We start from the raw sequence: 25,194 nt of genomic DNA on the forward strand, positions 1-25,194 counted from the left end.
GGTGGGAGGAATCGCCGCGGTAGCGGTGGGGCGGAGACGCGCGACAGCCCGCCGCGAGGGGGCGGCGGGCTGTGGGTGGGGTGGGGCCGGGGCCCGCGGGTGGCAGGGCGGAACCCGCCCTGCTCGCCACCGCGGCCACAGCGGCTAGCGGGACTCCACCGGGACGAAGTCCCGGATGACCTCGCCGGTGTAGATCTGGCGGGGACGCCCGATACGAGACCCGGGCTCCTTGATCATCTCGTGCCACTGGGCGATCCAGCCCGGCAGCCGGCCGAGGGCGAACAGGACCGTGAACATCTCGGTCGGGAAGCCCATGGCCCGGTAGATCAGACCCGTGTAGAAGTCCACGTTCGGGTAGAGGTTGCGCGAGACGAAGTAGTCGTCGGAGAGCGCGTGCTCCTCCAGCTTCAGCGCGATGTCGAGCAGCTCGTCGGACTTGCCGAGGGCCGAGAGGACATCGTGCGCCGCCGCCTTGATGATCTTGGCGCGCGGGTCGAAGGACTTGTACACCCGGTGGCCGAAGCCCATCAGGCGGACGCCGTCCTCCTTGTTCTTCACCTTGTTGATGAAGGAGTCGACGTCGCCGCCGTTGGCCTGGATGCCCTCCAGCATCTCCAGGACCGACTGGTTGGCGCCGCCGTGCAGCGGGCCCCACAGCGCGGAGATGCCCGCGGAGATCGACGCGAACATGTTCGCCTGCGACGAGCCGACCAGGCGGACCGTCGAGGTCGAACAGTTCTGCTCGTGGTCCGCGTGCAGGATGAGCAGCTTGTCGAGGGCCGAGACGACGACCGGGTCGAGCTCGTACTCCTGGGCGGGGACCGAGAAGGTCATGCGCAGGAAGTTCTCGACGTACCCGAGGTCGTTGCGCGGGTAGACGAAGGGGTGGCCGATCGACTTCTTGTAGGCGTACGCCGCGATCGTCGGCAGCTTGGCGAGCAGCCGGATCGTGGAGAGGTGACGCTGCTTCTCGTCGAACGGGTTGTGGCTGTCCTGGTAGAACGTGGACAGCGCGCTGACCACGGAGGACAGCATCGCCATCGGGTGGGCGTCGCGCGGGAAGCCGTCGAAGAAGCGCTTGACGTCCTCGTGCAGCAGGGTGTGCTGGGTGATCTCGTTCTTGAACGTGGCCAGCTCGTCGACCTTCGGCAGCTCGCCGTTGATCAGCAGGTACGCCACCTCGAGGAAGGTGGAGCGCTCGGCCAGCTGCTCGATCGGGTAGCCCCGATACCGCAGGATGCCCTGCTCGCCGTCGAGGTAGGTGATGGCGGATTTATAGGCGGCGGTGTTGCCGTAGCCGCTGTCCAGGGTCACCAGACCGGTCTGGGCGCGGAGCTTGCCGATATCGAAGCCCTTGTCGCCGACAGTGGACTCGATCACCGGGTAGGTGTACTCGCCATCGCCGTACCGCAGTACTACAGCCTTGTTAGCGTTCTCGCTCACGTCATCCCTCACCGACGTTGTGCCTCTTCTTCGAGGTGCCCTGACTGTCTCTACCATCCCCCATTTGGCCCTGGAGAGTGCACTCGGGGTCGACCATTGGGCCTACTGGCGGCACTCAGTGCCGCCAACCTGGTCATCCTGCCCCCTTCATCCCCGTTCCGAAAGTGGTGTGTGACCTTTACGACTCAAATGATCGATCAACCGTGTGAGGGCCTTGACGTCAACCTGTACGACGTCCTGCGAGCCGGTGGTCCAGGGCCGTGCAGCGCCGGCCCGCGGAGACCGTACGGACCGCCTGCCCCAGAGCCTTGCGCGAACCGACGAGCACGACCAGCTTCTTGGCGCGTGTCACGGCCGTATAGAGCAGATTCCGCTGAAGCATCATCCAGGCGCCGGTGGTGACCGGGATCACGACCGCCGGATACTCGCTCCCCTGGGAGCGGTGGATCGTCACCGCGTACGCGTGGGCGAGCTCGTCGAGTTCGTCGAAGTCGTAAGAGATCTCCTCGTCCTCGTCCGTCAGGACCGTCAGGTGCTGCTCGTCCTGGTCCAGGGCGGTGACGACGCCCACCGTGCCGTTGAAGACGCCGTTGCTCCCCTTTTCGTAGTTGTTCCTGATCTGGGTGACCTTGTCCCCCACGCGGAAGACGCGGCCGCCGAAGCGCTTCTCGGCCAGGCCGGGGCGGGCGGGGGTGACGGCCTGCTGGAGCAGGCCGTTCAGCGTGCCGGCGCCCGCGGGGCCGCGGTGCATGGGGGCGAGGACCTGGACGTCCCTGCGCGGGTCGAGCCCGAACTTCGCCGGGACGCGGCGGGCCGCGACGTCGACGGTGAGCCGCCCGGCCTCCTCCGTGTCCTCCTCCACGAACAGGAAGAAGTCCGCGAGGCCCTGGGTCAGGGGCGACTGCCCGGAGTTGATCCGGTGGGCGTTGGTGACCACGCCCGACTCCTGGGCCTGCCGGAAGATGCGGGTCAGACGCACCGCGGGGATCGGGCTGCCGTCGCTCAGCAGGTCCCGAAGGACCTCGCCCGCGCCGACGCTCGGCAGCTGGTCGACGTCGCCGACGAACAGCAGGTGCGCGCCGGGCGGCACGGCCTTCACCAGCTTGTTGGCGAGCAGCAGGTCCAGCATGGACGCCTCGTCCACGACCACCAGGTCGGCGTCGAGCGGCCGGTCCCGGTCGTACGCGGCGTCGCCGCCCGGCTTCAGCTCCAGGAGGCGGTGGACCGTGGAGGCCTCGGCGCCGGTGAGCTCGGCGAGGCGCTTGGCGGCGCGGCCGGTGGGCGCGGCGAGCAGCACCTTGGCCTTCTTGGCGCGGGCCAGCTCCACGATGGAGCGCACCGTGAAGGACTTGCCGCAGCCGGGCCCGCCGGTGAGCACGGCGACCTTCCGGGTGAGGGCGAGCCGGACGGCCGCCTCCTGCTCGGGCGCGAGCTCGGCGCCGGTGCGCCCCGCCAGCCAGCCGAGCGCCTTGTCCCAGGCCACGTCCCGGAAGGCGGGCATCCGGTCGTCGTCGGCGTGCAGGAGGCGCAACAGCTGGGCGGACAGGGACAGTTCGGCGCGGTGGAAGGGCACCAGATAGACGGCGGTGACGTCGGGGCCGCCGTCGGGCCCCGGCACCGCCTCGCGCACCACGCCCTCCTCCTCGCCCGCGAGCTCGGCGAGGCAGTCGATGACCAGGCCCGTGTCGACCTGGAGGAGCTTGACCGCGTCGGCGATGAGGCGCTCCTCGGGCAGGAAGCAGTTGCCCTGGTCGGTGGATTGCGACAGCGCGTACTGGAGGCCGGCCTTGACGCGGTCGGGGCTGTCGTGCGGGATGCCGACGGCCTGGGCGATGCGGTCGGCGGTGAGGAAGCCGATGCCCCAGACGTCGGCGGCCAGGCGGTAGGGCTGGTTCTTGACCACGGAGATGGAGGCGTCGCCGTACTTCTTGTAGATCCGCACGGCGATGGAGGTGGAGACGCCGACGCCCTGGAGGAAGACCATGACCTCCTTGATGGCCTTCTGCTCCTCCCAGGCGTCGGCGATCTTCTTGGTGCGCTTGGGGCCGAGGCCCGGCACCTCGACGAGCCGCTTGGGCTCGTGCTCGATGACGTCGAGGGTGTCCACGCCGAAGTGCGTCGTGATCCGGTCGGCCATGACGGGGCCGATGCCCTTGATGAGGCCGGAGCCGAGATAGCGGCGGATGCCCTGGATGGTGGCGGGCAGCACCGTCGTGTAGTTCTCCACGGTGAACTGCTTGCCGTACTGCGGGTGGGAGCCCCAGCGGCCCTCCATCCGCAGGGACTCGCCGACCTGTGCGCCGAGCAGCGAGCCGACGACGGTGAGCAGGTCTCCGGCGCCGCGGCCGGTGTCCACGCGCGCGACCGTGTACCCCGTCTCCTCGCTGGCGAACGTGATCCGCTCCAGGACGCCCTCGATGACGGCCATTCGGGGCGCGGGGACTCCGGGCGCACCCTGCCGGGCAGCAGTCGACATGATCCGACGCTACCGCCGGGCACCGACAACGCGCCGGGTCCCCCCGGGAGCGGATGCGCGAGGGGCGGGCGTGGCGTGGGTCACGATCTGGTTTCGGCCAGCCGTCAAGGGGTTGTCAGCCACCCGTGTAATCGTTTTCACTCCCTCGTGTAATCGATTCCACGAGGAGGTGGCATCGGCAGTGGCAAGCGTCGGCATCAAAGACGTCGCGGCCCGTGCGGGAGTGTCCGTGGCCACGGTGTCCCGGGTCCTGAACGCGCACGCGTCCGTCAGCCCGGCCGCCCGCGCCCGCGTGCTCGACGCCGTGGCGGCGCTCGGCTACCGGCCCAACACCCTGGCCCGGTCCCTGCGCACCGACCAGACGCGCACGCTCGGGCTCGTCATCAGCGACGTCCTGAACCCGTACTTCACCGAGCTGGCCCGCTCCGTCGAGGAGGAGGCCCGCGCGCTCGGCTACAGCATCATCTTCGGCAACGCCGACGAGCGGCCCGAGGTCCAGGACCACCACATCCGCACCCTCCTGGACCGCCGCATCGACGGCCTCCTCGTCTCCCCCGCCGACGGCGGCTCCCCGCTGGTCCTTGACGCCGCGCGCGCGGGCACCCCGATGGTGTTCGTGGACCGGTGGATCCCGGGCGCGGACGTGCCCGTCGTCCGGGCGGACGGGCGCGCCGCGGTGCGCGACCTGGTGGCCCATCTGTACGCGCTCGGCCACCGCAGGCTCGCCATCATCGCGGGCCCCGCCGCCACGACCACCGGCAGCGAGCGCGTCCAGGCCTTCCGCGACGCGCTCGCGGGTCACGGCCTCGAACTGCCCGCCGCGTACGTCGGCCAGGGCGACTTCCAGGCGGCGAGCGGCCGCCGCGCCACCGAGCGGTTCCTGGACCTGCCGACTCCGCCCGACGTGGTCTTCGCCGCGGACAACCTGATGGCGCTCGGCGCCCTGGACGCCGTCCGCGCGCGGGGGCTGCGCGTTCCCGACGACATCGCGCTCGCCGCGTTCGACGACATCCCGTGGTTCGTGCACACCGACCCGCCGATCACCGCGATCGCGCAGCCGACGGGCGAGCTCGGCCGGGCCGCCGTACGGGCGCTCGCGGACCGCATCGAGGGGCGCACGCCGCAGTCGGTGACGCTGCCCGCGCGCCTGGTGGTCCGGCGCTCGTGCGGCGAGCCGGTCACCCCCACCGAGGAATCCCCTGCTGGAAGGAGCACCCTGTGAGCCACGACGGTGAGCTGCTGCGCGTCGAGGGCATCCGCAAGGCCTTCCCCGGCGTCGTGGCGCTCGACGGCGTCGACTTCGACCTGCGCGCGGGCGAGGTGCACGTGCTGCTCGGCGAGAACGGCGCGGGCAAGAGCACGCTGATCAAGATGCTGTCCGGCGCCCATCAGCCCGACGCCGGGCGCATCCTGGTGGACGGCGAGGAGGTCCGCGTACAGGGCGCGCAGGACGCCGAGCGGCTCGGCATCGCCACCATCTACCAGGAGTTCAACCTCGTCCCCGACCTGACGGTGGCCGAGAACGTCTTCCTGGGCCGCCAGCCGCGCCGCTACGGCCTGATCGACCGCAAGAAGATGGAGGCCGACGCGGCCGAACTCCTCGCACGCGTGGGCGTCGACGTCTCCCCGCGCGCCCGCTGCCGCGAGCTCGGCATCGCCCGGCTCCAGATGGTGGAGATCGCCAAGGCGCTCAGCCTGCACGCGCGCGTGCTCATCATGGACGAGCCGACCGCCGTGCTCACCTCCGAGGAGGTGGAGCGGCTCTTCTCCCTCGTACGGGCGCTGCGCGAGGACGGCGTCGGGATCGTCTTCATCACCCACCACCTGGAGGAGATCGCCGCGCTCGGCGACCGGGTGAGCGTCATCCGCGACGGCCGCAGCGTCGGCCAGGTCCCCGCGAGCACGCCCGAGGACGAGCTGGTGCGCCTGATGGTGGGGCGCTCCATCGAGCAGCAGTACCCGAGGGAGCGGCCCGAAGTGGCGGGCGGGGACGCGCCGTTGCTGCGGGTGCGCGGCCTGACCCGCGACGGCGTCTTCCACGGCGTGGACTTCGAGGTGCGCGCCGGTGAGGTCGTGGGCGTCGCGGGCCTGGTCGGCGCGGGCCGTACGGAGGTCGCGCGGGCCGTCTTCGGCGCGGACCCGTACGACGCGGGCTCCGTGGAGGTCGCGGGCCGCCCGGTCCCCCGGCACGACGTGTACGCGGCGATGACCGCGGGCATCGGGCTCGTGCCCGAGGACCGCAAGGGCCAGGGCCTCGTCCTCGACGCCTCCGTGGCGGACAACCTCGGCCTGGTGACGCTGCGTTCGGCGACCCGGGCCGGGCTCGTGGACCGCGCGGGCCAGCGCGCGGCGGCCGAGCGCATCGCCGGGCAGCTCGGCGTGCGCATGGCGGGCCTGCACCAGCACGTGCGCACCCTCTCCGGCGGCAACCAGCAGAAGGTCGTCATCGGCAAGTGGCTGCTGGCGAAGGCGCGGGTGCTGATCCTCGACGAGCCGACGCGCGGCATCGACGTCGGCGCGAAGGTCGAGATCTACCAGCTGATCAACGAGCTCACGGCGGCCGGGCACGCCGTCCTGATGATCTCCAGCGACCTGCCCGAGGTGCTGGGGATGAGCGACCGGGTCCTGGTGATGGCCCAGGGGCGGCTCGCGGGCGAACTCGCCGCCGAGGACGCGACGCAGGACGCCGTGATGGCCCTGGCCGTGTCCACCGCGACCTCGCTCGACCGGTCCGCGAACGGACGCCCCGCGCCCGGCGGCGCGGCCCCCGAGCAGCACGACACCGCCCCCGCGGGGGACGACAACGACGAGAAGGGAGCCTCCCGTGGCGACCACTGACCTGCGTCCGGACAAGCCCGGCACATCCGGCACGGGCGGCGGCCTCGACCTGCGCCGCGTGCTGCTCGACAACGGCGCGCTGAGCGCCCTGGTGGTCCTGGTGGTGGCGATGTCGCTGCTCTCCGGCGACTTCCTCACCACGCAGAACCTGCTCAACGTCGGCGTGCAGGCGGCCGTGACGGCGATCCTCGCGTTCGGCGTCACCTTCGTCATCGTCGCGGCGGGCATCGACCTGTCGGTCGGCTCGGTGGCGGCGCTCTCGGCGACGGTCCTCGCCTGGTCGGCGACGAAGGAGGGCGTGCCCGTCTGGATCGCGCTGGTCCTGGCGGTTGCCACGGGCCTGGCCTGCGGTGCCGTCAACGGCCTGCTCGTGTCGTACGGGAAGCTGCCGCCGTTCATCGCGACGCTCGCGATGCTGTCGATCGCCCGCGGCCTGTCCCTGGTGATCTCGCAGGGCAGCCCGATCGCGTTCCCGGAGTCGGTGTCCAAGGTCGGTGACACGCTGGGCGGCTGGCTGCCGGTGCCGGTGCTCGTGATGGTCGCGATGGGCCTGATCACCGCGGTGATCCTGGCGCGTACGTACCTGGGCCGCTCGATGTACGCGATCGGCGGCAACGAGGAGGCGGCGCGCCTGTCGGGCCTGCGGGTCAAGCGGCAGAAGATCGCGATCTACGCGCTGTCCGGTCTGTTCGCGGCCGTCGCGGGCATCGTGCTCGCCTCCCGTCTGGTGTCCGCGCAGCCGCAGGCCGCGCAGGGCTACGAGCTGGACGCGATCGCCGCGGTCGTGATCGGCGGGGCGAGCCTCGCGGGCGGCGTCGGCAAGGCGTCGGGCACGCTGATCGGCGCGCTGATCCTGGCGGTCCTGCGCAATGGCCTCAACCTCCTCTCGGTGTCGGCCTTCTGGCAGCAGGTGGTCATCGGCGTGGTGATCGCGCTCGCCGTGCTCCTGGACTCGCTGCGCAGGCGTACGTCGACGGCGGCGGGCACGCCGTCGGGCAGTACGTCGTCGGGGGCCGGGCGCAAGGGCCCGCAGGCGGTGAAGTACACGCTGGCGGCGGTGGTCGCGGCGGCCGTCATCGCGGCGGTGTCCCTGTGGAACAACGGCTCTTCGGGTACGTCCACGAAGGTCGGTCTGTCCCTGTCGACCCTGAACAACCCCTTCTTCGTCCAGATGAAGGAGGGCGCGCAGGCCGAGGCGGAGAAGGCGGGCGTGGACCTGACGGTCACGGACGCGCAGAACGACGCCTCGCAGCAGGCCAACCAGTTGCAGAACTTCACCAGCGGCAACATGAAGGCCGTCATCGTCAACCCGGTGGACTCCGACGCGGTGGGCCCGGCGGCGCGCGCCGCGAACAAGGCGGGCATTCCGGTGGTGGCCGCGGACCGGGGTGTGAACAAGGCGGACGTGGCCACGCTCGTCGCCTCCGACAACGTGGCGGGCGGCAGGCAGGCCGCGAAGGCCCTCGCCGACAAGCTGGGCGGCAAGGGCGAGGTGGTGGTCCTCCAGGGCACGGCGGGCACGTCCGCGAGCCGGGAGCGGGGCAAGGGCTTCGCCGAGGGCATCAAGGCCTTCCCCGGCATCAAGGTGGTGGCCGAGCAGCCCGCGGACTTCGACCGCACCAAGGGCCTGGACGTGATGACGAACCTGCTCCAGTCGCACCCCGGCGTCGACGGCGTGTTCGCCGAGAACGACGAGATGGCGCTCGGCGCGGTGAAGGCGCTCGGCGGCAAGGCGGGCAAGTCGGTGTCGGTGGTCGGCTTCGACGGCACGCCGGACGGTCTGACAGCGGTCGCGGACGGCACGCTGTACGCGTCGGTGGCGCAGCAGCCCAAGGAGCTGGGCCGGATCGCGGTGCGCAACGCGGTGGCCGTGGCCGACGACGAGAAGGTCCCGTCCCTGGTGAAGGTGCCGGTGAAGGTGGTCACGGCGGAGAACGTGAAGGACTTCCGGTGACCGTACGGTGGCGGGGCGGCCACTTCAGGCGGCGTGAACAGCGCGAAAGGCAGTGCGGGAATGGATGAGTACGACCTGTTGGTCGTGGGGTCGGCCAACGCCGACCTGGTGACGGCCGTGGCGCGGCGGCCCGGTGCGGGCGAGACGGTCCTCGGATCCGACCTGGCCGTCCACCCGGGCGGCAAGGGCGCCAACCAGGCGGTGGCGGCGGCCCGGCTCGGGGCGCGGACGGCGCTGCTCGCGCGGGTCGGCGACGACGCGTACGGGCGGCTGCTCCTGGACGCGCAGGAGTCGGCGGGCGTGGACACGGCGGGGGTCCTGGTGGGCGGCGCGCCGACCGGGGTCGCGCTGATCACGGTGGATCCGTCGGGCGACAACAGCATCGTGGTGGCGCCGGGCGCGAACGGGCGTCTGACGCCGGCCGACGTGCGGGCGGCGCGGGGTCTTTTCGAGGCGGCGCGGGTGGTGTCCCTCCAGTTGGAGATTCCGCTGGAGACGGTGGCGGAGGCGGCCGGGGCGCTGGCGCCCGGGGCCCGGCTCGTCCTCAATCCGTCGCCGCCCGCTCCGCTGCCGCAGGAGGTCCTGCGGGCCTGTGATCCGCTGATCGTGAACGAGCACGAGGCGCGGGTGATCCTGGAGGGCGCGGGCGCGGAGGTGCCGGACGCCCCTGAGGAGTGGGCGGGGCGGCTGCTGGCGCTCGGCCCGCGCTCGGTGGTGGTGACGCTGGGTGCCGAGGGCGCCCTTGTGGCCACGGCCGAGGGGGCCGAGCGGGTGCCGTCGGTGAAGGTCGAGGCGGTGGACACCACGGGTGCCGGGGACGCGTTCACGGCGGCTCTGGCGTGGCGCCTCGGTGTGGGCGACGACCTGGTGACGGCGGCGCGGTACGCGGTGCGGGTGGGTGCCGTCGCGGTGACGCGGGCGGGTGCGCAGGCTTCGTATCCGACGGGTGCCGAGGTGGCGGGGTTCGGCGGGGCGGGCGCGGCGCGGTGAAGCGGGCGGGCATACTCAACCGCCATCTCGCGGGCGCGCTCGCGGAGCTTGGGCACGGGGACCGGGTGCTCGTGTGCGACGCGGGCATGCCGATTCCGGTGGGTCCGCGGGTGGTGGATCTGGCGTTCACGGCCGGGGTGCCGTCGTTCGCGCAGGTCCTGGACGGGCTGCTCGCGGAGCTCGTGGTGGAGGGCGCGGTGGCGGCCGTCGAGGTGCGGGAGGCGAATCCGGCGGCGGCCGGGCTGCTCGCGGAGCGCTTTCCGGGGGCGGCGCTTGCCTTCGTGCCGCACGTCGAGGTGAAGGAGCGGTCGGCGGGCGCGCGGCTCGTCGTGCGCACCGGGGAGGCGCGGCCGTATGCGAATGTGCTGCTGACCTGCGGAGTCTTCTTCTGAGGTGGTCCGGGTGCCGGGTGCTTCCCGGGGTCCGGACACTTCGAGGGGGCCCGGTCCGTCGACCGGGCCCCCTCGTTTTCCCCTCCCTTGTCAGCGCTCTTCCGGATCCCCCCAGATCCCCCCTCCAGAGCGCATGACATCCACTACGACCCGTGACACCCGGGAAGGGTTGCACGGCTCCGGAAAGTTAATCCGGAAGATTTCAGCGTGCCGACGAACCCGCCCGGACGTAGCTTTCCGTACATGAGCGACACCTCATTCGAAGACGACGTACTCGACGAGCTGGGTGACGACAAGCTCCAGGAGATCGCCACCCTGCTCGGCACGGACGCGGCCGGGGCGCGGGACGTGGTGGGCACCACGGCCTCCACCTTGTCCGCTCCCCTTCAGCAGGAGGCGGCCGCGCAGGCCCCCGACCCCGCGGCGGGGCCGCCGCTGCAGGGCGTGGCCACGCTGGGCGGCGGCCTCGGCGGGCTGCTGGGCGGCGGCATGGCGGCCGGGGTGCTCGGCAAGCTGAGCAAGCCGGTGGCGAACGCGGTCGCGAAGAAGACCGGCGTCCCCGCGGCCACGGTGACCCGTGTGATCGAGATACTGATCCCGGTGGTCCTCGCGGTCCTCAGCAAGCGCGCGGCGGGCGGCCGCGGGAAGTAGCGCCGCGCGCGGCGGCGGGCGGGCGCGGCTCAGCCGCCGCCCTCGTACACCTGCCGGTATCGCGCCACCGTCTCCGCGAGCACCTCGCGTCCGTCCCGTGCCCACAGGCCGTCGTTGAAGAGTTCGACCTCGACGGGGCCGGTGTGGCCCGCGCGGCGCAGCAGGCGCCGCCAGTGGGGGAAGTCGACCGCGCCGTCGCCGAGCTGGCCGCGCCCGGTGAGCGCGCCGTGCGGCAGCGGCGTGGTCCAGTCGGCCAGCTGAAAGGCGTGCAGCCGGCCCGCCGCGCCCGCCCGGACGAGGGCGTCGGGCACGGTGTCGTCCCACCACAGGTGGTACGTGTCCACGCAGACGCCCACCTGCTCCGCGGGGAAGGGCGCGGCGAGGGCGAGTGCCTGCGCGAGCGTGGACACGACGCTGCGGTCGGCCGCGTACAGGGGGTGGAGGGGCTCGACGGCGAGGCGGATCCCGCGGGCGGCGGCGTAGGGGGCGAGTTCCGCGAGCGCGGCGCCGACGCGGGCGCGGGCCGCGGGCAGGTCGCGGTCGCCGGGCGGGAGGCCGCCGCAGACCAGGACGAGCGTGTCGGTGCCGAGCGCCGCCGCCTCGTCGACGGCGGCGCGGTTGTCGGCGAGGGCGCGGGCGCGCTCCGCCGGCTCGGCCGCGGTGAGGAAGCCGCCCCGGCACAGGGTGGTGACGGTCAGGCCCGCGGCGCGCACCAGGTCGGCCGCGGCCCGCACGCCGTACGCCCGGACGGGCTCGCGCCACAGGCCGACGCCCCGGATGCCGAAGTCCGCGCAGGCGGTGACCAGTTCGGGCAGCGGGAGCTGCTTGACCGTCATCTGGTTGATGCTGAAGTCCGCGGGCGCGGCCGGGCCCTTCATCGCGTCACCCCGTGGAGTTCCAGGAGCAGCCGCATGCGGTGCTCCGCCAGGCCGGGGTCGGGGAACAGGCCAAGGTCGGCGGCCAGTTCGTACGCCCTGACCAGGTGCGGCAGCGGGCGGGCCGACTGGAGGCCGCCGACCATCGTGAAGTGGCGCTGGTGGCCCGCCAGCCAGGCGAGCAGGACGACGCCCGTCTTGTAGTAGCGGGTGGGGGGCTCGAAGAGGTGGCGGGCGAGCGGCACCGTGGGGTCGAGGACCGCGCGGAACGCGGCGGGGCCCTCGGTGTCGAGGGCGTGCACCGCCTTCGCCACCAAGGGGGCCAGCGGGTCGAAGACGCCGAGGAGCGCGTCGCTGAAGCCGTGCTCGTCGCCCGCGATCAGCTCGGGGTAGTGGAAGTCGTCGCCCGTGTAGCAGCGGACGCCGGGCGGCAGACGGCGGCGCAGGGCCCGCTCGCGGTCCGCGTCCAGGAGGGAGATCTTCACGCCGTCCACCTTCTCCGGGTGGGCGGCGATGACCTGGAGGAACGTCTCGGTGGCCGCGTCCAGGTCACGCGTGCCCCAGTAGCCCTCGAGGGCCGGGTCGAACATGGGGCCCAGCCAGTGCAGGATCACGGGCGTGGTGACCTGGCGCAGCAGCCCGTCGTACAGGGCGAGGTAGTCGTCGGGGCCCTCCGCCGTCGCCGCCAGGGCCCTGGACGCCATGATGACCGGCTGCGCGCCCGCCTCCTCCACGAGGGCCAGCTGCTCCTCGTAGGCGTCGCGCACCTCGGCCGGGGCGGGTGCGGGCGTGGTGAGCTGGTCGGTGCCCGCGCCGCACGCGATGCGGCCGCCCGCCGCCTCGGCCTCCGCGGCCGAGCGCCGGATCAGCTCCGCCGCGCCCGGCCAGTCCAGGCCCATGCCGCGCTGCGCGGTGTCCATCGCCTCCGCCACGCCGAGGCCGTGCGCCCACAGGTGGCGGCGGAAGGCCAGCGTGGCGTCCCAGTCGACGGCGGCGGGGCCCTGCGGGGGGACGTCGGCGTGGGGGTCCGCGACGATGTGCGCCGCGGCGAGGACTGTGCGGGGGGCGGGCTGGGCTGGGGTGCTTTGTTCTTGTTCGGGTTCAGGTGTTCTGTTGGCTGCTGGTGCGTTGGCGGCCGTTGTGGTGTCGGCCGTTGCTTCCCTTTCCCTCACCGTGCGATCTCCGGTACGTCGATCCTGCGGCCCTCCGCCGCCGACCTCAGGCCCAGCTCCGCCAGCTGTACGCCGCGGGCGCCCGCCAGCAGGTCCCAGTGGTAGGGCGCGTCCGCGTACACGTGTTTGAGGAACAGCTCCCACTGGGCCTTGAAGCCGTTGTCGAACTCCCCGTTGTCCGGCACCTCCTGCCACTGCTCCCGGAAGGCGTGCGGCGACGGCAGGTCCGGGTTCCACACCGGCTTCGGGGTCGCGGCGCGGTGCTGGAAGCGGCAGCCGCGCAGGCCCGCGACCGCCGAGCCCTCGGTGCCGTCCACCTGGAACTCGACCAGCTCGTCCCGGTGCACCCGCACCGCCCAGGAGGAGTTGATCTGCGCGACCACCCCGCCCTCCAGCTCGAAGACGCCGTACGCCGCGTCGTCCGCCGTCGCGTCGTACGGCTTGCCCCGCTCGTCCCAGCGCTGCGGCACGTGCGTCGCCGTCAGCGCCTGCACGGTGCGGACGCGGCCGAACAGCTCGTGCAGCACGTACTCCCAGTGCGGGAACATGTCCACGACGATCCCGCCGCCGTCCTCGGCCCGGTAGTTCCACGACGGGCGCTGCGCGGGCTGCCAGTCGCCCTCGAACACCCAGTAGCCGAACTCCCCCCGCACGGACAGGACCCGGCCGAAGAAACCGCCGTCGAGGAGGCGCTTGAGCTTGCGCAGGCCCGGCAGGAACAGCTTGTCCTGGACCACGCCGTGCTTGACTCCCGCCGCATGCGCCCTGCGGGCCAGGTCCAGGGCCCCGTCCAGGGTCGTCGCCGTCGGCTTCTCCGTGTACACGTGCTTGCCCGCCTCGATCGCCTGCCGCAGCGCCGCCTCGCGGGCCGAGGTCACCTGCGCGTCGAAGTAGACCTCCACGGCCGGGTCCGCCAGGACCCCGGCCAGGTCCGTCGACCAGGCGGTCAGGCCGTAGCGGTCCGCGAGTTCGCGCAGCGCCGCCTCTCTGCGGCCCACCAGGACCGGCTCCGGCCACAGCCGGGTGCCGTCGCCCAGGTCGAGGCCGCCCTGCTCGCGCAGCGCGAGCAGGGAGCGGACCAGGTGCTGGTGGTGACCCATGCGTCCGGTCACGCCGTTCACGGCGATGCGGACCGTCCTGCGTGTCACGTGAGTTCCTCCCTGGGGCCCGGGGTGGCTCGTGGGGCAGGTCCGCGTCGATCCACCTGCCCTCCGAGGCGTAGCAAGCGCTTTCTACGGGGGAGAAGCTAGCCTGCGGACAACGTTCGTACAAGACCGGAGGACCGGAGGACCACTAGATGACCGTGACCCTGGCGGACGTGGCGGCCCGCGCCCAGGTGTCCCCCGCCACCGTCTCTCGCGTGCTGAACGGCAACTACCCCGTCGCCGCCGCCACGCGCGAGCGCGTGCTGCGGGCCGTGGACGAGCTCGACTACGTCCTCAACGGGCCCGCCAGTTCGCTTGCCGCCGCGACGTCCGACCTGGTCGGCATCCTCGTCAACGACATCGCCGACCCCTTCTTCGGCATCATCGCGAGCGCCGTGCAGTCCGAGATCGGCGGGCCCGGAGGGCGGGCCGGGGGCGAGCGGATGGCCGTCGTCTGCAACACCGGCGGCTCCGCCGAGCGCGAGCTGACCTATCTGACGCTGCTTCAGCGGCAGCGGGCCGCCGCCGTCGTCCTCACCGGGGGTGCCAGCGAGGATCCCGAGCACGCCGCCGCCATCGGGGCGAAGCTGCGGCGGCTCGGTGACGCGGGGTCGCGGGTCGTGCTCTGCGGGCGGCCTCCGGCCGACGGGGCGCCGGACTCCGTGGCCCTCACGTTCGACAACCGGGGTGGCGGGCGGCGGCTCACGGAGCACGTGCTGGGCCTTGGGCACCGGCGCGTGGGGTACATCGCGGGGCCGGTGGACCGGACCACCACGCGGCACCGGCTCGAAGGGCACCAGGACGCCCTCGCGGCGGCCGGGCTCGCCGCCGATCCCCGGCTGACGTTGCACGGGCCCTACGACCGGCGGTCCGGGTACGACGCCACGGTCGAACTCCTGCGGCGCGAGCCCGCGTTGACCGCCGTGGTCGCCGCCAACGACACCGTGGCGCTGGGGGCGTGCGCCGCGTTGCGGGACCGGGGGCTCTCCATTCCCGGGGACGTGTCCGTCGCCGGGTTCGACGATCTGCCGTTCAGCGTGGACGCGGTGCCGGCGCTCACCACCGTGCGGCTGCCGCTGTACGAGGCGGGGGCGCGGGCGGGGCGGATCGCCATGGGGCGGGAGGAGGAGCCGCCCGGGGGGATCGCCACGGTGCACGGGGAGTTGATGGTCCGGGGGTCCACGGGGGTCCCTGGCGGGGGCTCCTGAGCCTTTGTTCGTTTGCGCTGGTGTCCGTCCTTCTTCTTGCTCGCCGTGCCGTGCGCCTCGGCCGGTCCTGGGTCGGGGCCGCGGCGGTATGTCCGTCCTCGCTGTCATGTGCGCGGGGTGGACTCCCGTGCGGGGCAGCGATGTTGCTGTGCTGCGGGCGGACATACCGCCGCGTCCCCTTCTGTTCGTCGGCGGCCGCGCGTGATCAGTGGCTGATCGTCCAGCTGCCCGTTTCCCTGTACGCGGAGTCGTAGACCTTCGCCGTCATGCCGGGGGCCAGCTCGTAGTGGTGCAGGTTCCCCGCCCAGTAGCGCAGGATCCGGGAGAGCTCCCGGTACGTCGTCTCGTCGAGGGCCGTCTCGTCGCATTCGACTTCCAGGTGGAATTTCATGGCTTCCATCGTTTCATTGAAGTTGCTGTTGGGACTTTGGGTGGCGAGTGGCGGGTGTTGGGAGTGAAAGTCTCAAGTTGCTTGGTCGGGGTGTGCTGGGCGGGCTTACTCTTTTATTTCTGACTGAGTCAACCGTGTGGGGTGCTCGATGAGCGTTCAGGAGATCCGTTCGTTCAATCGCTTCTATACGAACCTCATCGGCGCTCTCGACTACAGCCGTCATCTGTACGCGCCGTACACGCTGACCGAGTCCCGTGTGCTGTACGAGCTCGCGCACTCGGTGCGGACCGACGCTGTGGATCTGCGGACCGAACTGTCCTTGGACGCCGGGTACTTGAGTCGGATCCTGGCTCGGTTCGAGGAGGACGGGCTGGTGGAGCGGGCGCCTTCGGAGCGGGATCCGCGGCGGCGGCGGGTTTCGCTGACGGCTCGGGGGCGGGAGGCGGCCGATCTGCTGGACGAGCGGTCCCGGGAGGCCGTGGGGGCGTTGCTGGGGGGTGTCAGCGCCGGGGAGCGGGAGCGGCTCGTGGCCGCCATGGGGGTGGTGCGGGAGATCCTGGGCAAGCGGCGCGCTCCCGAAGGTGCGCAGGTGCTGTTGCGGGAGCCGGGGGCCGGGGAGCTCGGGTGGATCGTGCAGCGCAACGGAGCTGTGTACGCCTCCGAGTTCGGGTGGAACGCCGACTACGAAGGGCTCGTCGCGCGGATCGTCGCCGACTTCGCCCAGGACCACGATCCGCATGTGGAGCGGACCTGGATCGCCGAGCTCGACGGGCGGCCCGTGGGGTGCGTGATGTGCGTACGGGGCGAGGTGCCGGGCGTCGCCCGGCTTCGGCTGCTTCTCGTGGAGCCCGATGCGCGGGGGCTCGGGATCGGGGACCGGCTGGTGGGGGCTGTTGTTCGGTTCGCGCGGGGTGTGGGGTATCGGGAAGTGGTTCTGTGGACCAATGACGTGCTCGCCTCCGCTCGGGGGATCTATGAGCGGCACGGATTCGTGCTGGTCGAGGAGAAGGCCCACCGGTCCTTCGGTGTAGATCTCGTGGGGCAGGACTGGCGGCTTCCGCTCGGCGACGAATGAGCGGGGGCGTTCTGGATAGGTTCCCGGCCATGAGACTCGCCTTCTCCACGCTCGGCGTGCCCGGCCTGCCCGTCGAGGACGTGCTCCGCCTCGCCACCACGCACGGCTACCACGGCGTCGAGCTGCGCGCGCATCCCGAAGAACCCGTCCATCCGGGGATCGGGCCCGGCGAACGGGCCGATGTCGTCGCCTCGTTCAAGGCCGCCGGGGTGAGTGTCGTGGGTGTTGCCGGGTATGCGCGGCTCGCCGATGACTGTGCCGATGATGTGGTGCTGGATGAGGTGCGGGGGCTTGTTGAGCTGGCTCGGGATCTGGGGGCGCCGTTCGTGCGGGTCTTTCCCGGTGGTGGCGAGAGCCCGGATGCCGATGCCGTCGCCGCTCGGCGGCTCGGGGTCGCCGCCGAGTTCGCCGCCGACGCGGGGGTGCGGGTCCTGATGGAGACCCACGACTCGCATCGCACCGGGGCCGACGCCGCCCGCGTCCTCGGCGCCGTCGGGCATCTGCACGCCGGTGCGCTGTGGGACCTCATGCACACCTGGCTGGGGGGCGAGGACGTCGCCGACACCTTCGCCGCGCTCGGGCCCTATCTCGGGTACGTACAGGTGAAGGACATCGCGGGCGCCGACGACACCACTCCCCTCGCCCTGGGTGACGGGGTGCTCCCGCTGGCCGAGTGCGTGCAGCTGCTCGGGCGGCGGGGGTGGGACGGATGGCTGTGCTGGGAGTACGAGAAGCGGTGGTACGACGATGCCGCGCCGCTTGCCGGGTTGTTGGGCGGGGGGCGGGAGTTGCTCGCCCGGCTGGTGAGTGACAGCGCCTAGGCCGGGGCTTCGCCGTCCGTGACGTACGCGTGCAGGCGGCTCGCCCCCTCCAGCGTGGCCCGGGACGTCCGGGTGAGGTCTCGCGTCCTGCGGTCAAGGGCCGCGCGCAGGGCCTCGCTGCCGCCCGTCTCGCGCAGATCCTCAAGGACCGGGCGGATCTGGGCCAGCGGGTAGCGGGCCTGGCGGAGCAGGCTGATCATCCGGGCGTCGCGGAGGTCCGCCGCGCCGTAGCGGCGGTAGCGGGTGCCGCGCTCCCGGGCAGGGGCGAGCAGGCCCGCCGACTCCCAGACGCGGAGCGCCGAGGGGCGGACGCCCACCTGGGCGGCCGCCTCCGAGACGGTGAGCGGGGAGCGGGTGCGGGGCTCGGATCCGCCCGCCAGGGGCTCGTCCGCCACCGCCGCGAGGGCCTCGGCCGTCGCCCGCAGCGCCTCGCGCCGGGCGTGCAGCTCCGCGTGCGCGGCGTCCACCAGGGCCAGGGCCGCGGGCACGTCCGCCGCGTGCACGGCCCGCATGATCCCCCGGGCCGTCTCCGCGCCGAAGCCCCTGGCCAGCGCCCGGTACGTCAGGAGCGCCCGGGCGTGCACCGGGTGGAAGCGGCGGTAGCCGGACGGGGTGCGCTCGGTGGGCGGCAGGACGCCCGCGTCCGCGTAGTCGCGGATCAGCTGGGTGGAGACGCCCGCGAGGCGGGCCAGGTCGATGGGGCGCAGGGCTCGCTCGGACGTCATACCGGGGTGGCGGGTTCCTTCGTGGCTGCGGAGGACACGGGCGCAGCGTACGCCGGGGGCTTCGGCGGGCGGGCGAAGGAGGTCAGCGCCACTCCGCCGACCAGGAGCGCGGCCGCGCACCACTGGGCACCGCTCACCGACTCGTCGAGGAACAGCGCCGACGACGACATGCCGAACACCGGGACCAGGAGCGTGAAGGGGGCCACGGTCGACGCGGGGTAGCGGCGCAGCAGATAGCCCCAGGTGCCGAAGCCGAAGACCGTCGCGACCCAGGCGACCCAGACGATCACCCCCGCGCCCTGCCAGTCGAGCGAGCGCAGCGCGTCCAGGTCGCGCGAGGGGCCCTCGAAGAGCAGCGAGAGGCCGAGGAGCGGCAGGATCGGGACGGTGCTCACCCACACCATGAAGTTCAGGGCGTCCGGGGGCGCCGCCTTGCGGGTGAGGACGTTCGACACGCCCCAGCAGGCGGCGGCCGCGACGGTCAGGCCGAAGGCGGTCAGCGGCCCGGACGCGCCCTCGTCGACCGCCGCCACGCCGATGCCGACGAGGGCGACCGCCATGCCCACCACCCTGACGCGGGACGGGACTTCGCCGAGGACCGCGAAGGCGATGAGCGCGGTGAAGACCGCCTGGATCTGCAGGACGAGGGAGGAGAGGCCCGCGGGCATCCCCGCGTCCATGCCGATGAACAGCAGGCCGAACTTCGCCACGCCCAGGGCGAGGCCCACCCCGATCAGCCACTTCCAGGCGACCTTGGGGCGGCCGACGAGGAACACGGCGGGCAGCGCCGCGACGAGGAAGCGCAGGGCCGAGAAGAGCAGCGGCGGGAAGTGGTCGAGGCCGATCTCGATCACGACGAAGTTGACGCCCCAGATGGCGGCGACGAGCACGGCTAGGCAGATGTGGGTGGGACGCATGTTTCGAGGATCACCCGCTGAAGTGTGTAGCACCAGCTCGGATTTCTTCATGATTGGATTTAGCGTTGCTTAGGTGTGCCCGTACGTGCCCGTCCATGCCCGTGCGTGCGCCGCCCTGGCGCGTCGTTCGCGATCCGAGGAGGACGCCTTGCTCGATCTGGCTCGGCTCAAGGCCCTGCACGCCGTGTCCGTGCACGGGACCGTGGGCGCGGCCGCCGCCGCGCTCGGCTACACGCCGTCCGCCGTCTCCCAGCAGATCGCCAAGCTGGAGCGGGAGACCCGCACGACCCTGCTCGAACGCCGGGGGCGCGGCGTCGCGCTCACCGAGGAGGCGCTGCATCTCGCCGCCGCCACCCGGGAGTTGCTGGCCATCATGGAGCGCGCGGAGACGGAGCTGGAGGAGCGGCGCGGCGTGCCCGCGGGCCGCCTCACCGTCATGGCGTTCGCCTCCGCGGCGCGCGGCCTGCTGCCCGGCGTCCTCGCCGAGCTCGCGCGGCGCCACCCGGCGCTCGACGCCCGGCTCTCCGAGGTCGAACCGCACCTGTCGGTCGACCTCGTCGCCAAGGGCGTCGTGGACCTCGCGGTCGTGCACGACTGGGACATCACCCCGCTGGCCACGCCGCCGGGTGTCGACCAGGCCGTGATCGGCGACGACCTGTGCGACCTGCTGGTGCCCGAGGGGCATCCGCTCGCCGGCCGGGACTCGGTGCGCCGCACCGATCTGAAGGGCGAGCGCTGGGTCTCGCAGCCGCCGGGGCAGATCTGCCACGACTGGCTGGTGCGGACGATGCGGGCCGCCGGGTGCGAGATGGACATCGTCCACCAGGCCGAGGAGAACCCCACCCTGATCGCGCTCGTCGCCGCCGGGCTCGGCATCGCGCTGCTCCCCCGCCTCGGGCGCGGCCCGCTGCCGCCCGGCGTGGCCGCGGTGCGCCTCGACCCGATGCCGATGCGCAGGCTGTACGCGGTGTGGCGGAGCGGCGCGGCCCGGCGGCCCGCGATCGCGGAGACCGTACGGGTGTTGCAGGAGGCCTGGCCCGACGAGGGCCCGATGCGGGCGGGTTGAGCGGCTCCCGTGCCCCACCCTCACCGTCCGCCCCGACTTCTCCCGATCCGCGCCCCTCGGGGAACCCGGACGGCGGCCCGCTCGTCCAACGGACACGCTGCCGGAGAGTCTCCGCGAGGCGGTGTCGGCATCGCTGCTGGCTGCGACCGCTGACCTCCCTCTCCGCCGCCCGCGGCCGGCAGCACGCCGCCACCGGTGCGCCCCCTCCATTGCGCCGGTGGCGGCACTGTTCCCCGACGCCCGCAGCCTTGACCCGCCGCACGCCACGGGATATCCGTGGCAGGTGCCTCACGACTCTCTTGACGCTGCCCCTGTCACCGTGGACGACCCGCGCGCCCTCCTGGCCCGCATGACGCTCGAGGAGAAGGTCGGCCAGCTCTTCGTCCTGCACGTGTACGGACACCACGCCACCGACCCCGACCCGGCCGACATCGAGATCAACGAGCGGGAGCTGGGCGTCCGCACCGCCGCCGAGGCCGTCGCCAAGTTCCGGCCCGGCGGGCTCATCTACTTCGGCTGGGCCCACAACACCCGCGACCCGCGCCAGCTCGCCACCCTGTCCAACGACGTCCAGCGCGCCGCCCTCGGCTGCTCGCCCGGCGTGCCGCTGCTCCTCACCATCGACCAGGAGCACGGCGTCGTCGCCCGCGTCGGCGCGCCCGCCACCCTGCTCCCCGGCGCGATGGCGCTCGGCGCGGGCGGCTCCCACGACGACGTGCGCGAGGCGGCCCGCATCGCCGGGGCCGAGCTGCACGCGCTCGGCATCCGCCAGAACTACGCGCCGTCCGCCGACGTGAACGTGAACCCGGCCAACCCCGTCATCGGCGTACGGTCCTTCGGCGCGGGCCCCGACGCCGTCTCCGGCTTCGTGACCGCCCAGATCGAGGGGTACCGGAGCGCCGGGATCGCCACGGCCGCCAAGCACTTCCCCGGCCACGGCGACACCGAGACCGACAGCCACACCGCCTTGCCGCACATCCACCACAGCCGCGAGGAGTGGGAGGAGCTGGACGCGCCGCCGTTCCGCGCCGCGCTCGCCGCCGGGGTGGACGCCGTGATGACCGCGCACCTCGTCGTGCCCGCCCTCGACCCGGCGCTCGACCCGGCCACCCTCTCGTACCCGATCGTCACCGGCGTGCTGCGCGAACAGCTCGGCCACCAGGGCCTGGTGGTCACCGACTCGCTGTCCATGCGGGGCGTCCGCACCAAGTACGGCGACGACCGCGTGGCCGTGCTCGCCCTGAAAGCGGGCGTCGACCAGCTGCTCGACCCGCCGCAGCCGGAGCTCGCCTGGAACGCGGTCGTGCGGGCCGTGCGCGAGGGCGAGCTGAGCGAGGAGCGCATCGACGCCTCCGTCCTTCGCGTCCTCGAACTCAAGGCGAAGCTCGGCCTCTTCGACGATCCGTTCGTCTCCCTCGACGCCCTCGACGAGACCGTCGGCACCGGTGCCCACCGAGCCACCGCCGACCGCATCGCCGACCGTACGACCACGCTGCTCCGCAACGACGGCGGCCTGCTCCCACTGTCCCCCGACACCCATCGCGACCTGCTGGTCCTCGGCGCCGACCCGGTGTCGCCCTCCGGCACGACCGGGCCGCCCACCGCCGTCCTCGCCGCCGCGCTCACCGGACTCGGCTTCTCCGCCACCGCGTTGAGCACGGGGATCAGCCCGTCCAAGGAGGCCGTCGACGAGGCGGTGGCGGCCGCCGCGGGCCGCGCCGCGGTGCTCGTCACGGCGTACGACGTCACTCAGGGCGACGCCCAGGCCGGTCTCGTCGCCGCGCTCGCCGCCACCGGCGTGCCCGTCGTCACCCTCGCGGTCCGCACCCCGCAGGACCTGCCGGGCACGGCCGCGGCGCTCGCCACCTACTCCTGGACCGACGTCGAACTGCGCGCCGCCGCCCGCGTCGTCGCGGGCCGCGCCCGGCCCGCGGGCCGCCTGCCGGTGCCCGTGCCGCGACCGGACGCCCCCGGGCAGGTGCTGTACCCCATCGGCCACGGCCTTTCGTACGAGCCGTACGCCGAGTCCGACTGACGGGCGTACCGGCCGTACGCAGCGCGCGACCCGGCCCGTCGCCAACGAGCGCAAAGCCCCCCGAGCGCCTGGCGTGCCCGCGCGTGCCGGGGTCACGCTGGGTACACATGGCCAGGGGGCGGGGGGCTGCCATGCGGAGGACCGGGGCGGGAGCGGCGTGCGGCGGCGTGCTGCTCGTCGCCCTCGCCCTCGCGGGATGCCAGTGGTCCGGGGACTCCGACGCCGCATCGCAGCGGCCCACGCTGACCGGTACGGCCGGTGGGCACGGGGCGGTCTTCCTCGGCGCCGACGACTGCGGGTCGCGGGGGCGCGAGCGCGTCACGGAGGTGCCCTGCGACAGCGAGCGGGCCGCCGCGCGCGTCATCGCCCGCTACGACGGGCGCGTCGGCGACGGGCCCGCCTGCCCCGCCCGCACCGACTACGTCCTGCACATCAGCGAGAGCCGGCCCTCCGTCGACGAGGACGGCGACGGGGAGGTGTCGCGCGGGTACGCCTGCATGCGGAACCTGGAGCCGCCGCACCCCGGGGATCCCGGGGGCGGGGGCGGGCCGCGGACCGTCGTGGGCGACTGCGTGTACGGGGCCGGGCGTGGCGAGGTCCGCGAGACCGCGTGCGACGGCTCGGGCCCCCGCACCCCGGAGTACCGCGTCGTCGCGGCCGTCCCCACCCGCTCGTCCTGCGCCCCCGGCACCGCCCTGTACGTATCCCTGGGCGGCCCCCGCCCGGTGGGCTGCGCGGTCCGGGTATAGCCCGCCGCTCAAACGCCGGAGGGCTGGAACTCCGCCGCAAGCGGCAGGATTCAGCCCGTCCGGCGTTTGAGGACGAGGCGCGGAGCGCCGATTACGGCCGCAGCGTCATCTGCTGCTTGCGTTCGCGGTCGAGCTTCGCGTCGTACGGGGCCGGCTTCGCCGTGGGTACGCCCGCCCAGGCGAGGATGCGCTCCGTGGCCGCGGTCTTGTCCGCGGCCGTGAGCCCGGCGACGTTCGCCCCGTGGTTGGCGCCCGGCGCCGTGAAGACGTGCGAGTCGTGCTTCGCCCCGCGCGCGGGGCGGAACGGCTCCGCGCCCCACGGGTCGTTCTCGCCGTACACGAACATCATCCGGCGGGAGTTGTGGCGCACCCAGCGGTCGACGTCCTTCATGGCGCCCTTCTGGAAGCGCATCGGGATCTCGCGCGGCACGAAGTTGCGCGGCGGCTGGTAGCCGTAGCGGCTCAGGTCGGCGAGCCAGGGCTGCTTGATGTCGGGCGAACCGAGCTGCGTACCGGCCTGGTAGTAGTACGGCGTGTAGTACTCAAGGCCCTGGTCGGCGTAGGAGGACCAGCCGCCGACCTGCTCGATCCAGTCGAACAGGGCCTGGTCGCTGACCGTCGCCGCGGTCGGCACCTGCGCGCAGGCCGTCGCCGACTGCTGGTACTGCCAGAAGCCCCAGTTCACGTCGAGCACGACGGCCTCGAAGGCCTTGTCGAGGTTGCCGATGGTCTTGAAGGTGTAGCCGTTGGCGGCCGCGTGGGCGGCGTACAGCTTCTCCAGCGGCTCGCGGCGCACCAGCGCCTCGCGCTGCGCGGCCTCGATCTTCGTGCGGCACTCCTTGGTACCGACGGTCGCGAGGAAGCGGTCGTAGGCGGAGTCTTCCTTGTTGTTCACGTCGTTGGGCGCGACGTAGGCGACGACGCCGTCCATGTCACGCGGGTAGAAGCGCTCGAAGTAGGTGGCGGTCATGCCGCCCTTGGAGGCTCCGGTGGACAGCCACTTCTTGGTGTAGACCGGCTTGAGGGCCTTGAAGATGCGGTGCTGGTCGCTGGCGGCCTGCCAGATGTCGAGCTTCTTCCAGTCGGCCGGGGCCGGGCGCGACGGCGTGAAGAAGCGGTACTCCATGGAGACCTGGTTGCCGTCGATGATGCGGGTCGGCTCGGAGCGGCCCGGGTTCACGTTCAGGCCGTAGCCCGAGGTGTGGAAGACGGTGGGCCGGGCGGTGTCCTTGTGCAGCACGGTGATGCGCTGCTGGAAGGTGCCCTTGGAGGGGTGCCGGTGGTCGACCGGCTGCCGGTAGTTCAGGACGAAGAAGCGGTAGCCGTCGTACGGCTTCTCCTCGATGAGGCTCATGCCCTTGATGGCGAGGAGCCGGTCCTTGATGTCGGTCTTGGCGGCGGGCGCCCCCGTCTCGGCTGCGGTGGCGGCCGTGGCTCCGGTGAAGCCCACGGTGCCTATCAGCACCACGAGTGACAACACCCATCTGAGCGTCTTGCGCATGCGTCCTCCCCTGTCGGCGCGGCGATTCCCCGGAACCTAACGGAGCAACTGGCCGCACACCAGGCCGCATTGAGGACAAAGGGGCCATTCACCGCCATCGCGGCAGAGGGAAATTCACTTAGGGGACAGCCGTGTCCGTCCAGCGGACGCGCGCCGCCCCTGGTCCGTACCGCGTCCTCAGCAGAGGATCCAGCCCGAGCTGACCCCGCGGCCGCTCACATCGCCCTTGATCCACACGCAGCGGTGGCCCGCGTGCACCTTCACCGGGCCCGCGAGGCGCACGAAGCGGCCCGCGTCGCGCACGGGGCGGCTGCCGCGCGCCTGCACGCTGATGGACATGGGCTTGCGGTTGCGGGTGCTCTTGGCGTACGTCACGGCGCAGACGAAGCCGCGCTTCTTGTAGAGGACGACCTTGCCGGTGCTGAAGGCGAGGGTGCGGATCTTCTGGCCGGGGCAGATCGGGGCGGCCTGGGCCGCACCCGCACCGGGGCCCGCGAGCGCGAACAGGAGGGCAGCGGCGACCGCGGCGGCGCCTCCCGCCACGCGGCGCCGTATCCGACCACTCTTCACGATGAGCCCTCCCGCCACCCCGGCATCAGCGTACGGACGTACGGACGCCGGACAAGCATCCGACGGTTGCGGAATGGTCCCTGCCATTTTCCAGGTTTGACACAACTTCCCCCAGCCACCCGTGGTCGAACGGGACAGAACGCGAAAGGCAGGCACCCAATGACTCCGATACGTCCGTTACGCCGCGGCTCCGGCCCCCG

General features: G+C 72.7%; 22 protein-coding genes. 12 read left to right on the forward strand and 10 right to left on the reverse strand.

All coding sequences use genetic code 11. The features are described 5' to 3' along the window. Positions 1-144 precede the first annotated feature (144 nt). Together IG74_RS0125455 and IG74_RS0125460 are read right to left on the reverse strand one after the other, a co-directional pair. Positions 145-1,443 (reverse strand): citrate synthase, encoded by a 1,299-nt coding sequence (locus tag IG74_RS0125455; protein ID WP_030681772.1) that lies wholly within the window; start codon positions 1,441-1,443, stop codon positions 145-147. Positions 1,444-1,663: 220 nt separating this feature from the next. Continuing rightward, positions 1,664-3,871: an ATP-dependent RecD-like DNA helicase gene (locus IG74_RS0125460; RefSeq protein ID WP_030681775.1), complete on the reverse strand. Its 2,208-nt coding sequence runs from the start codon at positions 3,869-3,871 to the stop codon at positions 1,664-1,666. Positions 3,872-4,100: 229 nt separating this feature from the next. Here IG74_RS0125460 and IG74_RS0125465 point away from each other — a divergent pair, with 229 nt between their 5' ends. From IG74_RS0125465 to IG74_RS0125490, 6 genes are all read left to right on the forward strand, one after another. Continuing rightward, positions 4,101-5,141, forward strand: coding sequence for a LacI family DNA-binding transcriptional regulator (locus IG74_RS0125465; RefSeq protein WP_030681778.1), 1,041 nt, complete (start codon positions 4,101-4,103; stop codon positions 5,139-5,141). After that, positions 5,138-6,757, forward strand: coding sequence for a sugar ABC transporter ATP-binding protein (locus IG74_RS0125470; protein ID WP_037826055.1), 1,620 nt, complete (start codon positions 5,138-5,140; stop codon positions 6,755-6,757). The genes IG74_RS0125465 and IG74_RS0125470 overlap by 4 nt, the downstream gene beginning before the upstream one ends. Continuing rightward, on the forward strand, positions 6,744-8,711 hold the full coding sequence (locus IG74_RS0125475; RefSeq protein WP_030681784.1) for a substrate-binding domain-containing protein: 1,968 nt from the start codon (positions 6,744-6,746) through the stop codon (positions 8,709-8,711). The genes IG74_RS0125470 and IG74_RS0125475 overlap by 14 nt, the downstream gene beginning before the upstream one ends. Before the next feature lie 60 nt (positions 8,712-8,771). Next, positions 8,772-9,701, forward strand: a complete 930-nt coding sequence (locus tag IG74_RS0125480; RefSeq protein WP_030681787.1) for a ribokinase — start codon at positions 8,772-8,774, stop codon at positions 9,699-9,701. After that, a complete protein-coding gene (gene rbsD / locus IG74_RS0125485; RefSeq protein WP_030681789.1) occupies positions 9,698-10,093 on the forward strand; it encodes a D-ribose pyranase in 396 nt (131 codons plus the stop codon). Before IG74_RS0125480 ends, rbsD begins: the two co-directional genes overlap by 4 nt. A gap of 243 nt (positions 10,094-10,336) precedes the next feature. Further along, entirely contained in the window at positions 10,337-10,744 is a 408-nt protein-coding gene (locus IG74_RS0125490; RefSeq protein WP_030681791.1) for a DUF937 domain-containing protein, read from the forward strand. Positions 10,745-10,773: 29 nt separating this feature from the next. Here the strand turns inward: IG74_RS0125490 and IG74_RS0125495 are convergent, their stop codons facing one another. From IG74_RS0125495 to IG74_RS0125505, 3 genes are read right to left on the reverse strand one after another with little or no spacing between them, the layout of a single operon-like run. Beyond that, positions 10,774-11,622 (reverse strand): sugar phosphate isomerase/epimerase family protein, encoded by an 849-nt coding sequence (locus IG74_RS0125495; RefSeq protein WP_030681794.1) that lies wholly within the window; start codon positions 11,620-11,622, stop codon positions 10,774-10,776. Then, the gene (locus IG74_RS0125500) at positions 11,619-12,791 is read right to left on the reverse strand and encodes a dihydrodipicolinate synthase family protein (protein WP_051855381.1); all 1,173 of its coding nucleotides are present in this window, start codon (positions 12,789-12,791) and stop codon (positions 11,619-11,621) included. Before IG74_RS0125500 ends, IG74_RS0125495 begins: the two co-directional genes overlap by 4 nt. Beyond that, positions 12,788-13,939: a Gfo/Idh/MocA family protein gene (locus IG74_RS0125505; RefSeq protein ID WP_030681798.1), complete on the reverse strand. Its 1,152-nt coding sequence runs from the start codon at positions 13,937-13,939 to the stop codon at positions 12,788-12,790. The genes IG74_RS0125500 and IG74_RS0125505 overlap by 4 nt, the downstream gene beginning before the upstream one ends. Positions 13,940-14,088: 149 nt before the next feature. Here IG74_RS0125505 and IG74_RS0125510 point away from each other — a divergent pair, with 149 nt between their 5' ends. Continuing rightward, positions 14,089-15,144, forward strand: a complete 1,056-nt coding sequence (locus tag IG74_RS0125510) for a LacI family DNA-binding transcriptional regulator (protein ID WP_030681801.1) — start codon at positions 14,089-14,091, stop codon at positions 15,142-15,144. A gap of 205 nt (positions 15,145-15,349) precedes the next feature. Here the strand turns inward: IG74_RS0125510 and IG74_RS0125515 are convergent, their stop codons facing one another. Further along, on the reverse strand, positions 15,350-15,535 hold the full coding sequence (locus IG74_RS0125515) for a hypothetical protein (RefSeq protein ID WP_030681804.1): 186 nt from the start codon (positions 15,533-15,535) through the stop codon (positions 15,350-15,352). Positions 15,536-15,683: 148 nt separating this feature from the next. Here IG74_RS0125515 and IG74_RS0125520 point away from each other — a divergent pair, with 148 nt between their 5' ends. Continuing rightward, a complete protein-coding gene (locus IG74_RS0125520) occupies positions 15,684-16,610 on the forward strand; it encodes a bifunctional helix-turn-helix transcriptional regulator/GNAT family N-acetyltransferase (protein ID WP_030681807.1) in 927 nt (308 codons plus the stop codon). 29 nt (positions 16,611-16,639) lie between these two features. Then, positions 16,640-17,431 (forward strand): sugar phosphate isomerase/epimerase family protein, encoded by a 792-nt coding sequence (locus IG74_RS0125525; RefSeq protein ID WP_030681810.1) that lies wholly within the window; start codon positions 16,640-16,642, stop codon positions 17,429-17,431. Here IG74_RS0125525 and IG74_RS0125530 read toward each other — a convergent pair. Beyond that, entirely contained in the window at positions 17,428-18,156 is a 729-nt protein-coding gene (locus tag IG74_RS0125530; RefSeq protein ID WP_030681812.1) for a MerR family transcriptional regulator, read from the reverse strand. The two genes, IG74_RS0125525 and IG74_RS0125530, sit on opposite strands and share 4 nt — an antisense overlap. Continuing rightward, the gene (locus IG74_RS0125535) at positions 18,153-19,073 is read right to left on the reverse strand and encodes an EamA family transporter (protein WP_030681815.1); all 921 of its coding nucleotides are present in this window, start codon (positions 19,071-19,073) and stop codon (positions 18,153-18,155) included. Before IG74_RS0125535 ends, IG74_RS0125530 begins: the two co-directional genes overlap by 4 nt. 148 nt (positions 19,074-19,221) lie before the next feature. Between IG74_RS0125535 and IG74_RS0125540 the strand changes: the two genes are divergently transcribed. The 3 genes from IG74_RS0125540 (at position 19,222) to IG74_RS0125550 (ending at position 22,923) form a co-directional block, all read left to right on the forward strand. Then, the gene (locus tag IG74_RS0125540; RefSeq protein WP_030681818.1) at positions 19,222-20,139 is read left to right on the forward strand and encodes a LysR family transcriptional regulator; all 918 of its coding nucleotides are present in this window, start codon (positions 19,222-19,224) and stop codon (positions 20,137-20,139) included. A 283-nt stretch (positions 20,140-20,422) separates the two neighbouring features. Beyond that, a complete protein-coding gene (locus IG74_RS0125545; RefSeq protein ID WP_030681821.1) occupies positions 20,423-22,174 on the forward strand; it encodes a glycoside hydrolase family 3 protein in 1,752 nt (583 codons plus the stop codon). Positions 22,175-22,305: 131 nt separating this feature from the next. Then, positions 22,306-22,923 (forward strand): hypothetical protein, encoded by a 618-nt coding sequence (locus IG74_RS0125550; RefSeq protein WP_030681824.1) that lies wholly within the window; start codon positions 22,306-22,308, stop codon positions 22,921-22,923. A gap of 91 nt (positions 22,924-23,014) precedes the next feature. On the opposite strand, the gene IG74_RS0125555 is transcribed toward IG74_RS0125550, so the two are convergent. Beyond that, positions 23,015-24,424 (reverse strand): S28 family serine protease, encoded by a 1,410-nt coding sequence (locus IG74_RS0125555; RefSeq protein WP_030681828.1) that lies wholly within the window; start codon positions 24,422-24,424, stop codon positions 23,015-23,017. A gap of 177 nt (positions 24,425-24,601) precedes the next feature. Next, a complete protein-coding gene (locus tag IG74_RS0125560; protein WP_037826057.1) occupies positions 24,602-24,994 on the reverse strand; it encodes a hypothetical protein in 393 nt (130 codons plus the stop codon). Between the last annotated feature and the right edge of the window lie 200 nt (positions 24,995-25,194).

This window comes from Streptomyces sp. NRRL B-1347 (assembly GCF_000720325.1).
In the GTDB taxonomy this organism is placed as follows: Bacteria; Actinomycetota; Actinomycetes; order Streptomycetales; family Streptomycetaceae; genus Streptomyces.

Bases quoted from the DNA above. Each gene is read 5' to 3' on its own strand.
- IG74_RS0125460 (WP_030681775.1), bottom strand. From the start codon at position 3,871: ATGGCCGTCATCGAGGGCGTCCTGGAGCGGATCACGTTCGCCAGCGAG.
- IG74_RS0125480 (WP_030681787.1), top strand. From the start codon at position 8,772: ATGGATGAGTACGACCTGTTGGTCGTGGGGTCGGCCAACGCCGACCTG.
- IG74_RS0125490 (WP_030681791.1), top strand. From the start codon at position 10,337: ATGAGCGACACCTCATTCGAAGACGACGTACTCGACGAGCTGGGTGAC.
- IG74_RS0125495 (WP_030681794.1), bottom strand. From the start codon at position 11,622: ATGAAGGGCCCGGCCGCGCCCGCGGACTTCAGCATCAACCAGATGACG.
- IG74_RS0125510 (WP_030681801.1), top strand. From the start codon at position 14,089: ATGACCGTGACCCTGGCGGACGTGGCGGCCCGCGCCCAGGTGTCCCCC.
- IG74_RS0125515 (WP_030681804.1), bottom strand. From the start codon at position 15,535: ATGAAATTCCACCTGGAAGTCGAATGCGACGAGACGGCCCTCGACGAG.
- IG74_RS0125520 (WP_030681807.1), top strand. From the start codon at position 15,684: ATGAGCGTTCAGGAGATCCGTTCGTTCAATCGCTTCTATACGAACCTC.
- IG74_RS0125525 (WP_030681810.1), top strand. From the start codon at position 16,640: ATGAGACTCGCCTTCTCCACGCTCGGCGTGCCCGGCCTGCCCGTCGAG.
- IG74_RS0125530 (WP_030681812.1), bottom strand. From the start codon at position 18,156: ATGACGTCCGAGCGAGCCCTGCGCCCCATCGACCTGGCCCGCCTCGCG.
- IG74_RS0125535 (WP_030681815.1), bottom strand. From the start codon at position 19,073: ATGCGTCCCACCCACATCTGCCTAGCCGTGCTCGTCGCCGCCATCTGG.
- IG74_RS0125550 (WP_030681824.1), top strand. From the start codon at position 22,306: ATGCGGAGGACCGGGGCGGGAGCGGCGTGCGGCGGCGTGCTGCTCGTC.
- IG74_RS0125555 (WP_030681828.1), bottom strand. From the start codon at position 24,424: ATGCGCAAGACGCTCAGATGGGTGTTGTCACTCGTGGTGCTGATAGGC.